Origin of the sequence: Leptospira limi, assembly GCF_026151395.1 — a bacterium.
Taxonomy (GTDB): Bacteria; Spirochaetota; Leptospiria; order Leptospirales; family Leptospiraceae; genus Leptospira_A; species Leptospira_A limi.
On record NZ_JAMQPV010000001.1, the window covers coordinates 1,623,582 to 1,636,026 of the forward strand.

Annotated in this window: 9 protein-coding genes; 8 read left to right on the forward strand and 1 reads right to left on the reverse strand. The window is 34.4% G+C overall.

Annotated features, from left to right (window positions below; all coding sequences use genetic code 11):
* Window positions 1–2 precede the first annotated feature (2 nt).
* A complete protein-coding gene (locus ND812_RS07530; RefSeq protein WP_265374943.1) occupies window positions 3–725 on the reverse strand; it encodes a FecR family protein in 723 nt (240 codons plus the stop codon).
* Window positions 726–903: 178 nt separating this feature from the next.
* On the opposite strand from ND812_RS07530, the gene ND812_RS07535 reads away from it, so the two are divergent.
* The 8 genes from ND812_RS07535 to ND812_RS07570 all read left to right on the forward strand — a co-directional run bounded on the left by ND812_RS07535 (window position 904) and on the right by ND812_RS07570 (window position 12,439).
* Window positions 904–2,400: a TolC family protein gene (locus ND812_RS07535; protein ID WP_265374944.1), complete on the forward strand. Its 1,497-nt coding sequence runs from the start codon at window positions 904–906 to the stop codon at window positions 2,398–2,400.
* Window positions 2,387–3,751, forward strand: coding sequence for an Ig-like domain-containing domain (locus ND812_RS07540; protein WP_265374945.1), 1,365 nt, complete (start codon window positions 2,387–2,389; stop codon window positions 3,749–3,751). Before ND812_RS07535 ends, ND812_RS07540 begins: the two co-directional genes overlap by 14 nt.
* Window positions 3,748–4,269: a hypothetical protein gene (locus tag ND812_RS07545; protein ID WP_265374946.1), complete on the forward strand. Its 522-nt coding sequence runs from the start codon at window positions 3,748–3,750 to the stop codon at window positions 4,267–4,269. The genes ND812_RS07540 and ND812_RS07545 overlap by 4 nt, the downstream gene beginning before the upstream one ends.
* 104 nt (window positions 4,270–4,373) lie before the next feature.
* Window positions 4,374–4,787 carry a hypothetical protein gene (locus ND812_RS07550; protein WP_265374947.1) on the forward strand — a complete coding sequence of 138 codons (414 nt, stop codon included), beginning with the start codon at window positions 4,374–4,376 and terminating at the stop codon, window positions 4,785–4,787.
* Window positions 4,784–5,401 (forward strand): hypothetical protein, encoded by a 618-nt coding sequence (locus ND812_RS07555; protein ID WP_265374948.1) that lies wholly within the window; start codon window positions 4,784–4,786, stop codon window positions 5,399–5,401. The genes ND812_RS07550 and ND812_RS07555 overlap by 4 nt, the downstream gene beginning before the upstream one ends.
* A complete protein-coding gene (locus ND812_RS07560) occupies window positions 5,398–6,795 on the forward strand; it encodes an efflux RND transporter periplasmic adaptor subunit (RefSeq protein WP_265374949.1) in 1,398 nt (465 codons plus the stop codon). Before ND812_RS07555 ends, ND812_RS07560 begins: the two co-directional genes overlap by 4 nt.
* Window positions 6,792–9,773: an efflux RND transporter permease subunit gene (locus ND812_RS07565; RefSeq protein ID WP_265374950.1), complete on the forward strand. Its 2,982-nt coding sequence runs from the start codon at window positions 6,792–6,794 to the stop codon at window positions 9,771–9,773. Before ND812_RS07560 ends, ND812_RS07565 begins: the two co-directional genes overlap by 4 nt.
* Entirely contained in the window at window positions 9,770–12,439 is a 2,670-nt protein-coding gene (locus ND812_RS07570) for an AcrB/AcrD/AcrF family protein (protein WP_265374951.1), read from the forward strand. Before ND812_RS07565 ends, ND812_RS07570 begins: the two co-directional genes overlap by 4 nt.
* Window positions 12,440–12,445 lie beyond the last annotated feature (6 nt).

Genomic DNA, 12,445 nt, shown 5'->3' on the forward strand with positions numbered 1-12,445 from the left:
GATTAACCTTGTCCTTTGTAGTCGTTCATGATTTGATCATTTTTTTCGTATTGTTCTTTGATGCGTTGGTAGTTCTCTTCTTTGATGGCTTTGAATTGTTCGAAGATCCGCATTTTTTCTTTTACAAATTCATCTAAAATTTGTTTTTTCAATTCTTTGCCAGAAACAACTACTTCTTCGTTTTGGCCCACTAGCGTTTGTTTGCCTTTTTTGTCGGGACTTACGGCAACCGTACCTTCATTCACATACACACCAGTTTCTACTTCCTTTAAGTCTTCGTCTTCCCCACCTTGACTTGGAGTTGCGACAAGGAATTCTGTTCCACGTACACCCGCAACAAAACTCGGATTGATTACGCTGAGTTGGGTATTGCTTGGACCCCCACCTGGTGGTTTGTGTGCTTTTACAAATAATTTACCACCGACCAAATTGAGTGTGGTGGATTTGGTTTTTGGATTCAATAAATCGTCGATGCGAAGTGTGGAAAATTTTGCCAAACGAATGGTTGCTTGTGTTGCCAATTGGATTTCGCAAGTTCCATCTTCCGTTGTGATGGAATCCCCTTTTTTTAGGACACTCCCTAATTTAACCGGTTCTTTTGCTTTTTTAAAACGGGGACCTGAGAGGTAATTGTTTCCTTGGATGAAACTAACGACTCCTACTTCTTCAGCAAATACGGTAGTGGTCGTGATTAAAAACAAAAATAAGGGAATCAAACGGATCATGCCACTTTTATAATGGGAGAGCGCAACCTTACAAGCCAAAAATCAGAAAAAAAAATCAAAAATTTCCCTACAAATCATTCATTTTAGAACCAGAATGATTTAATACCACCTATCTTTTGATATGTGGCGCGTTCTCTTCCTTTTTACAATGTATCTTTCTTTGGGAATCGGATCCTTAATGGCTGAAGGTTTCTTTTTATGGGAAGATTGTATTTGGGTAGGTCTCGAACGGAATGCACAGTTCAAATTAGAAAAAACAAAATCAGAATTATTCCCAATTTTACTAAGTGAAAAATGGAAACAATACCTACCTAAATTAGGAGTTCATTATTTTGGAATTTTTTCAAGGAACCGCGAACAATTAGACCAAGAGTATCGCGATGTTAGGATCCAAATCCAACAATTATTATATGATGGTGGTGAAATTGAACGAGAAAAACAGAAAATAGAAATCAAACAACTCATTCATTTGGAGGAGAAAAAAATCTTACGTGAAAAAATCTTCCAAAACATCTCCCTGGCTTACCTCAATGCAAATAAACGAATTCTCATCCAATCGATGTATGACCAAAGATTAGAACGTTACCAATTAGAAAATAGGAAACGAAATCTAGAAATCCAAACCAATCTATTACAAGCGTTAGAGACAAAATCATTAAAACAGTGGGAGGTGGATTTTTATGCCAAACGAATTCATTCCCAAGCATTAAGAGAAAGTTCTTACTTAGAATTAAAATCATCAATGTTTCTTGACCCAAGTGAAAATTTGGAATTGGAACCTGGAATAACAGAAAGGATTGAAATATTCCCACCAACCTCTTCAGCAATTGAAGTAGATGCGAACCATCCCATGAGAAAGAAAAATCGTTACCAAATGGAACTTGCCCATTTGGAAGAGGAATCTTTAAAAAACGATTGGAAACCAAAGCTTGTGTTAGGTGGTTATTTGGGAAAGAATGGAAACCAAGGATTTCCACTCCAGAACGAAATTTATGGTGTGAGTATCGGATTCCAAGCCAATTTGGGAGGTTCTAGTTTTATTTCCAATGCACAGAATGGTATGCAGTCAGAAGGGAATGGAATCCAACGAATTCCTGGGTATGGTCCCCAAGCGGTAGGACCAGGGGAAAATGCATTTCAAAGTGGTTCATTCAATTTATTCGATGATGTAAATCGTGATAAAAAACGATACGATTCCAGATTTAATTTACTTCAGTCTCAAGCAGATCGAGAACAAACTGAACTTTATTTAAGGAATGTTTCTAAATCCACAGAAGTTAAGTTAGTGGAAGAATACGAAAAGTATACATTGTATTTGCATTTTTTAAGATCTGTATTTTTAACATTAAAACAAAAAAGTGAAGAGATAAAATTAAATCAGATTACGCAACTTGAATATTTAAAAACCGAAGAAGAAGTTTTTGTCGCATTTGAACAGACTGTTGATCATTATTTTAATTACATCGCAACAGCTTTAGAGTTAGTCATTTTACTTGGAGAAGATCCTTTCTCCAATCGTTATTACCATTTGCACCACCGTAAATATAAAAGTGAATTCAATCAACTTTTGTCTGATTGGAAGGAACAAATACCAATTCAAAATTTGGAAAAAAGGGAACCAAACAAAGGTAAACTTACCCCATTTTATTTAGAGGATCCGAATGAAATGCGTTAAATGGAGTAGGTATCTTTTACTATTTGTTGTTTTCCCTCATTGCCAGGCAAAGATGGGTTCTTCCAAAGATTGGTTAGCTACGTTTGTAAATGATGAGACTCCAAAGGTGGTATCCTTTACTCCTAGTTCTGGAGAACAATCGGTCTCCCCTAAAACAAATATCTTTATCCTTTGGAACCAACCCATGGAAATACAATCCTGTGTGACTGCTTTTTCTCTTGATCCAAACACAAAAGGGAATTTCGAAACAACCGATATTTCATTAAAATTCATTCCGAACCAAGAATTATTGCCTGGTGGGTATGTGATCCGCCTCACCAAACAATGTGAAAACAAAAAAGGAAAAGATTTGGATCGTGTATATTCAATACCATTCGGAATCCAAGCGGAAGACTCACTGGTTCCACCTACTATTGATTCGATTTTGATATCAGTAGGAACGTATGACGAATGTTTGACGGGTGGGACACCCACAGATCGTATTTTAGAGGAAGTGAATGCTGCCTGTTCGGGTGGTACGCAAATCCCACCCATCACCATTGTATTTTCAAAACCCATGAACCAAACCGATGTTTCTCTGGGATTCCGATTGGAACCAAATACATCCTACCACTTGGAATGGACCACCCCCTCCCAAGTCCAAGTGCAATGGGATACACCCTTACAAAGCCAAACAAGATACCAAATCAATTTGGCTTCTGGAGTTTCTGCATTGGATGGAACAAAAATAGAAAAACCAATCCGTATGGATTTTTATACGAACGAAGGGGCAAAGACTCCTGAAGTCATTGGTTTTGGGCTCGCTTCCCAATTGTGTGGAATTGGAATCCAAGAACTGGGAAGTACCGTGATGAGTCGTTGGGATTCTAACCTATGTTTTTGGAGTAAAGGTTTGTCATTTCTTTCTCCACACCAATACCAATTTAGAGGAGGAGACGATGGAACTGGTGGTGTGGCGAGTTCATCTGCATGTGCTGATGTAAATACAGACAATTTCAAACTATTTTTTGATGAATATATGGATCCTATTTCTGTTATTGCTTCCAGCCGGTTGACAAAAATATCACCACCATCAAGTAACATACGTTTATCGACTTGGGAATGGAACCATTGCCAATCAGATTATCCATTTGGATGTAAGGAAATCACATATTCCTTTGCAGAAAGTGAGGCAACATGCAATGGAACCTTGTTTGGAAATAATACAACCGGTGGGGATTTTAATTTGGCAAGTTCATCGAATGCACCTAATTTTTATCCTTATTATGAATTTAGATTAGATGCAGACGTTCGTTCTGCGAATGGAAAAAAAATGAGTGCCCCTTTTGTCATTCAAATGGAGGCAAAATGAAAACCTTCATCTCAATCGTTCTACTTTTTTCTGTTTCCTGCTCCCTCTTTCATGAAACTGTGAGGTACCAAAAATTTCCACTTCCTAATGGGAAATCGATACTTTTGGTACCCACAGTTTCTTCCTTTTATTCTGATCATTACCTAATGGAAAAGGAAGTGATCCTTCAAATTTCGGAATCATTAGAGCGAAATGGGTATTCCGTTTTCCATCGTGATGAAATACATGAGTTCAAAAACGATCCGAGTTGTAACAATCATTTAACTGAATTCCAAAAACAAATTTTGCCTAAGAATGGAGACAACATCCCTCGGTTTACTTACTGGTCTGAGATCGCAAATGGACTTGGGATTCCGTTGGTTCTCTTTGTTAGGTTTCCTTATCAGACAGGGAATCCAAATCATTCAATCAGAATTATCCTTTACCACTTAAATGAAAAACAAATCGAACAATTCGATTGGGAATGGAATTCCAAGTCGGACATACCATTATTTCCAATACTTGAAGGTAACCCGTGATTGTAAAAAATGTTAGAAGAATTTGGTTGTTGGTTTTCATTGTTTTTTTTTCTTCCTTTGGTTGTGAAAAAGGACCCGTAGTGGATATAAAGGAATTTAAAATCGTGAAGGACGCCTATAATACTGGGCATTTAACGGTCGTTCAAGCTATCTTATCTGACAGAAAAAAGGAAAGGAAACTTTCGATTGAAGAAGAAAGTTTATATTTAAAGTCCCTTTTTTATTTGAGTGAATGGAATGAGTTTTTGGCGGAATGGAAAGATAACGAGAAAAAAACTCCAGAACTGATCATGTATTATTTTAAAGTGATCTTACTTTCCAGAGAGAAAAAACAAGTAGGGGTAGAAGAGGAAAGACAATTATTGGAACTTATGGCTGTTTCACCTGAGGCTTGTTTGTTGTATCTTCAATGGAAGGAAAAACAATTAAAAACGAAACACAAATCATTATTTTTGGCCCAAATCAAACAATTTCAGAACTATCTAGATAGAATGAACCAGGAGATAGCAAAAAAATGAAGATTCTACACCTATTTCAATTACAAACTCGTCGTATTGCAAACGTAAGTATTTCTATTTGGAATCTTTTGTGGTCAAAAGATTGGTCTTTTTTTCTCATCTATACCATCTTGTATTTCCTCCATTGTTTGTATTCCTGGGACAAACTGAAATTAACCAACATCCAGATAGAAATTGAGATGGTTAGTCGGTATGGAAATGTCTCTTTTTGGCAACTATATCCGTTTCAAATTGTATCTATCTACTTTCTGTTTTCGTTTTATTTATGTTTTTCCATTATTTTAGTTTTTCTTTTTTCAAAATTTAGAAATACTAACGAATCAAATCAACTAACTCTACTTTCTAAAAAAATGACTCAGTTGTTTTTTTTCCTCATTCTCTGTTTGTACATTGGGAATCTTATATTAAGTTTCTTTAATGATTCTCATTTTTATTCCTTATATCTGTTTTGTTTTTGGAGTGTTCTCTTTCTTGTTTTTATAGGAGCAAATGGAAGGTTGTTTTCACAATCGATACATTTGGTAACCGATACAAATCCAAACGTTACGAAGAGTTTTGGTTATGGGATCCCACTCTTATGGTCAGGAATGATGTTTTGGATCGTAAGTGTATGAAAGACAAAATTTTAAATCTATTAAAATCAAAACTTAAATACTTTATCTTCTACTTACTTATTTCCACAGGAATTTCCATTCTTTTTACCTTGTTTTCCAATGAGAACATTCGTAGCAGGTTCCCTTTGGTAACAACAATCTTATATCACAAGGATTGGTTCCAAGCAGATCAAAATGTTTATGCGATTGGGAATCCAAAGGAAGTCCCTTTGTTTCAAAAACCTCATGTGGTTCAAAAACGAATTACATTGGAATTTCCAGCAACAGTGGAAGCAACAAAGGAAATCCAATTGCAGACCAAACATATTGGCAGGATTAAGTTCCTTCATGTTGCCGATGGCCAATCCGTTAAAAAAGGAGAATTGTTGTTACAGTTAGATGATGATTTACTCCGTTTAGAAGGAGAAAAATTATCGATTTCTTTAGAAGTTGCAAAGGCTCATCAGATCATCGCATTGGAAAAATGGAAACAAGCGGAAAATCTAATCGAAGTTAAAATCCGAGAAATTGATAAAAAAACGGAATTAGTAGAAGTTGCGAGAGCCGAATGGGAAACAGCCAAAATCACAAAAGAAAAAAAAGAAACAATGTGGAAGGAAGGTTTTGTTTCTTTATCAGAGCTTGATCGTTGGAAATTGGATGTAGATACAAAATATGCTCATTATAAAAATTTAATCCGAGATAGAGAAAGTTTATTTTCTACACTTCGTTTGGATTCTCCAGAAGATACAAATTCTTTGAGCGAAAGGATTAAGATATGGAAACGTCAAAACTCTCTGATTGAGAAAACAGAATATGATTTAAGTGTTACCAACGCGAAAATTCTAGAAAATCAAATAAAAACGAATCAACAAATGATTTCAGAATTTAAATTATATGCTCCTAAATCAGGATCTATTTTCAAAGTCCATCTTAAAGAAGGGGAACTTACCAATCATCTTCCAGCGATTACACTAATTGAAAATGGAGATTTGTCTGTATCCTATCAAATTGGTGAATCTGATCTAAGGCAAATGAAACTCGGAAAGGAGATTACATTTCGCCCGAGCCTAGAAGGTTCTCAAATTACCATTGGCAAAATTGATAAAATAAGCAGTTATTTGGATGCTCGTTCCCATGGAATCGGAGTTAGAGCAAAGTTACAGAAAAATCAACTATCTCTTCTGCCTGGGATGTTTGGTCTTGTCCAAGTGGAAACAGAAGGATTGAAAGATAGTCTTCTTGTTCCAACAAACTCTGTGTTAGGCGATTCTTCTTCGGGTTATTATCTGATGGTCAAATCTGGCGAATCCATAGAAAAAAGATATGTGGAATGTAAACCTCTCAATCATACTGAAATGGAAGTCCTTGTGGGAATCAGTGAAGAAGATTTTTTTCAAATCAATGCTAAATGATCTTTGTAAGCAACTTAATCCAATTTTTTGAAAAACACAATCGATTGTGTTGGGTTTGGATCATCTTAATGTTCATTGGTATTTATTTTCAAATGGATCATTTTCGGTTCCAATTATTGCCAAACCTAACTCCATTACAATACAATATAACAACAGCATTCCCCCATCATTCCGCTGAAGAAGTTGATAAGACATTGAGTTTACCAATGTCCAAACGGATTTCATCACTGAAAGCGGTCAAACAGATCAGAACACATTCGGAACATGGACATTCTAAGGTCGAAATTTTATTACAATCGGAAGTATCTATTTGGGAATTTAAAGAAGAATTATTTCAATTATTGTTTGAAACAAAAGATGAATTACCTCTTGGGGTTGGAACTCCCAAAGTCCAAATGGGAAGTGAAAACCAAAATCCATTTTTTGAATTTACTGTTTCCAAACGAACTAATTTAACAAAGGAAAATTTCTCATTTTTAATCAATCAGCTAAAATACAATCTAGAGAGAATTTCTGGAGTGACTGAAGTCAAAAAAATTGGAGATTCTGAATCCTTTGGATTGGTTCGTTTGAGGGAAGAGTTATTAAACTTACATCCTATCAAAATAAAGGATATAGAGTTGCAAATTAACTCTGCCATCCAGGCAGGATCACTTGGTAAACTATATGACGTTGGTAGGGAAACAGAAATTAAATATGGGCCTGAGATTTCCTCGTTGGATGAAATTCAAAAATTTCCAATCCATTTGGGAGGTAAAAAATACATTCCATTAGAAGCAATTGCGGATACAACAATGCATCAATCTTCTCTGAATCAAATTGTGGAACATGGTGGAAATGAATCCGTATATTTTGCCATTTATGCGGAAAGATCTCAAGATCCAATTTATCTTTCAAATAAAATTCATCTGATATTAAACGATTACGATCAATCGATTCACCCTATTGTATACTCAGACAGTTCTATGGAATTAACAAAACAGTTATACCAATTTTCATTCTTTTTATTCGCAAGTTTACTATGTGCCCTTATATTTTCTTATTATTTGTATAAAGAATGGTTCCCTGTTTTGTGTTTGTTATTCTCTATCATCGTCTCTCTCGTTTGTTTTTTCCATCTAATGAATCTATTTTCCATTTCGGTCAACTTACTGAGTATCAGTGGTATATCCGTAGGAATCGGAATGTTATTCGATGCGAATAATTTGATCTATTACTCCATCCAATCACAACACCATAAGGAAACAGTGAATGTAAGATGTGTCACGGAGGGTCTAAGAAATGTATTTATTTCCTTGTTTTGTTCTGGATTAACAACAATGGTTGTGATTTTCCCTTTATTATTATATGCACATGAATGGAGGGATTTTTTTTATGATATTGGCCTAAGCATTGTTTTACTAATTTTTTCCAGTTTAGTAACATCTGTTACAATAGTTCCTTTATTATTTCTTACTTTTAAACCAATATTTAATGACAATCCAATTCATCAAGAGAAGGATAAGTCCCAACATTTATTGGATTCATTTCCGTTCCCAGCTTTGAAAAATTTGATCATGTTTTTTTGTATAGCATTTCTATTTTTTATCTTTGTTTCGGATCGGAGCCAAGAACAATTCCATATCTTTCCAAAACCTAAACCGATTGGAAAACGGATCCACGTAATACCAAAATCAACAATTCAGTTTAGGGAAGAAAAATTCCTCATAAAAGAAATTCTGAATCGATTGAATGGAAACCATTTGCTTCAAAATATCCTGATCTTACCTCAAAACGTTCACTTGGATCAATTGGATCCGAATGTCAAGGCTGTCCCTTTTGTCATTAAATGGTTTGATTTTGATGATTCTGAAAAGTGGCTCACCGAAGTGATCCAATTGATAAGCCCAAATCGCTGGCAAGTGGAAGTGTCTGAAATCCATTCCGAATTATCTCATTCATTACCGTTTCTACCTGTTAATAAAATTGTTTTACTACATGAAGATTGGGACCAATTGAATCGTTATGCCAACGAAGTTCTTCATTCCAATCCAAAAGAGAAGTTAGGTGGTGATTTTCAATTTTTGCCATTACCCATCACGATGAAAGTTTGGAAATCCAAAATTGTGCCAAGTTCAGAAGTCCAACCAGACATAGATGATTTAGAAAGAAATCTACTTTACCGTAATTCTCCAAAATACTTGGGTCTTTTAGGCAAAAACAATTCATTGCCATTGTATTTATCAATTGCGAACAGGAATGATGCTCCCATGATTCATCCTTTCTCTTCTTTACCTATTTTTAAAACGCTCGCCAAAGAACAGATTTTCCCTGAATCACTCTTCCAAATGAAAGAGCAAAAATCTTATTCCGTTTATCAAAGAGAATCGGGAAAATTTTATCTGGAATGGAGGGGCAATTTAGGGATTGAAAAAAGTTTCCATGCAAAAAAAAAAGAGGGACTAGATTATTATATCAATTCAGCAAAAAAAGAAACATTCGATTTCTATGCTACTTTACTCATATTATTGGTTTGTTCCTTTCTTTTGATCTATTTGGCGTTAGTTGGAATTTACGAATCTTTTTACCGACCATTCTTATATCTATCAATTAGCTTTTGTTATTTTTTATCTGTAATCGTGTGTTTAATTTCATTAATTCCTGAGATTCATTTTGGGCATTATATGGGTCTCGTTATTTTGATTGGATTGTCAATTGATAGCATTTCTCTTTTTGGTGAAAGATGGGAATTAACAAAAGAGATTCATGATAATTGCAGTAGAATCAAATCAGTTTTTGATTGGTTACGAAAACCAATTTTACTGAATTTTGGGAGTACGTTTTTTGGTTTGTTACCAGTTGTGTTCATTGTTTTCCCTGGATCAGAATTTGTCCGTGCGATCGCAGTGACAATGTGTATAGGTATTCTCAATTCCTATCTATTTGTTTTTTATCTTTATCCAAAAATATTCACCAAATTTTTTGGCTTCCCTAAATGAGTTTCTCCTTTGTTGCACGGTTTTCTTACCAATGGATTTTGTTTTTTGGCTCTGTCATTTTGATTTCCCTAATGACATGTAGAGAAATCGTATTAAGTGAAAATAGAGAAACATTTGACCAACATACATTGGTTATAACACAAAATTGGCCAGGGAAAACAACGAACCAAGTAGAAGAGTCCCTTACAAAACCTTGGGAAATGATACTAAAATCTGTTAGCGGTTATTTAGAACTCAAATCAGTTTCTGAATTTGGAAGTGTTTCCCTTCATTTAAAACTCAGTGAGGGAATACAAAAGGAAGAATTCATACAAACGATTCGAAATTTATACATTTTAAATCAAAATTTATTTCCCAAAGGAGTTTTGTTTCCAAGGTTTATTTTTGATTCTGGGAATGATTCCAATTTTATCCTCCTTCGTAGAATTTCAAAAAATAAGGTGCCATCACCAGATGAGTTTTTGCGAAAAATCCAAAATTTAACGGATGTTAAAAAAATTACCTACCAACCAGAGTCTGAAACAGAAATCCAAATCAAAGTAGATCATAATCGAATACTGAATGGTGTTACTCCTTCTCTGTCGGAAATTTATGATAGTTTGCGCCATCATTTAGATTCGGTTACCTACGATCCGAGACAAGATCAATATTTTGTAAATGAATACTCAGTTGAACCGTCCGATTGGGAGAAGGTTTTAATTTTGAACCAAAGGAATGTATATCTTCCACTTGGAAAAATTGCTTCGACGAGTATAACAAAAGTCTATGGAAAAAATCATACAAGGATCAATGGTTCTAGTTTTGAATCAATTCTAATCTTTGCAAACAATCCTTTCCAACTCATCCAATTGTCGTTTCTTTTACATTCGATTCTTTTGGAATTTCCTGATTGGCAAATTGTGTTCTCGAGCCAAGAGGAATTCTTAGATAACATAAAGGTCATTTTCTATTTTTATCTTGTAATCGAAGTTTTTTATTTCCTATATTTTGGTATTTTGAGAAGGCAATGGATTTCAAACATCATTCACATTTTCTCATTTATATTGTTTCTTGTGTTGTTATTCTTTAGTTTCAGATGTTTGAAGATACCCATTGGATACTCAGGGTTTGTTTTTTTGTTACTTTTGAAAGTAATATTGCCATTCATGAACTTTCGAAGGATTATCGTTCACAAAAAACAATTGTTCTCTGCAAGTATTATCTTCCTGATTGCGGTTTACTCGCAGTTAGTTCCTATTTCAATTTTAAATTTAGTTTTAATCTTTTTATTTGCCCTGGTTTTGTATCCAATCCTTTCATATTTATTTTTCATTTTTTGGCGATTAGTAGGAAAACGAAATCTATCCTTTCGAGATATGCAAATTCAAAAACTGAATGAATTAATATTAAAGAAGGAACTTACTCGTTTCAATACTGTTAGCGTCTTATCATTATCTATCTTGTTTTTAACCTTTTTGTATTCTCTTCCAGCGCTTTTTAATCACGTATCCTCCAAGCCTCAGTTAGATAATGTAAAATTGGCAAGATTGGAGTTTCCCTCGTATGTAGCCGAATCAGAAAGGAACCGAATTACAAGACAAGTGGAAGAATCAATCCTTCAGAAACAATTAACTAACTTACTTGTCGTTACTCATAAAAATGTTCGTTCCGATTTTTATATGAAATTTAATGAAGGTGTTCATTCCCTTCAATTTAAGAACTTACCATCTGAAATGGGCTATTTCCATTTTTTAGAAGAAATTGATGGCTTTGAACCAACAATTCTAAGATTCACAAACAAGGATCCAAAATTATTAGAATCCTCTGTTTTGAAGATCATTCCTTGGATTCAGATACAAAAAAAAGTAACAGAAGTGATATTGGGATTCCAACCTTCAACGGAAGGTATCGAGTTTAAAGCCGATGCAAACCATTTAACCCAAATGAGTGTGGATCTTGATCCTACGATTCGCGAAACAAATCTTTTATTACAACCGAATGTTGTTAGTAAAATGTTATATAGTGGCAAGTTAGTTGATGTAAAATTAATTGCGGATCATTCGATTTCAAAAGAGAATTTCAAAAAACAGCCAATAGTAGTTGGTAATGGACAAATACAGTATCCAGAATCACTAAGGCAATATTCAACTCACCAAAATTTGGGGAAAATTTTCCATAAAAATGCAGAGACAAGTATGGAAATCTTTGTCAAAGGTGAAAATATAAATTGGATTTCAATAGAAGATGGGATTCATACATTGCTTGCCAAAGATGAGACCCAATTAGTAGAACGAACTGAAACAAATGATGGAACTAAAAAATATCGTTTTATTTTTTTGCTATCATTCTTAATGCCTTTCTTCTTCCGTAAAAAATACAGGATCGATTTTTTATCTTTTGTGTTTGCATTCGTAATTCTTTGCAAATGGCAAACTCAATTTTTTACGAGAAATTATGATCAATTATGCTTTATCCCATTCTTGTTTGTCTTTTTTCGGATGAATTCTCGTAAGAAGATTATCCTGCCATTTTATCTAACTCTTCCGTACATTGGATTGTTATTTGGTTCTTATTTTTATCCATGGAAATCAGGCGTATATTTATTTCAGTCAATGTTTTTGTTCCAAGTTTTTGGAATCATATTTGATAAGTCCAAAAACAATTTAAAAATATTCAGAACCAGATAAAGAAAA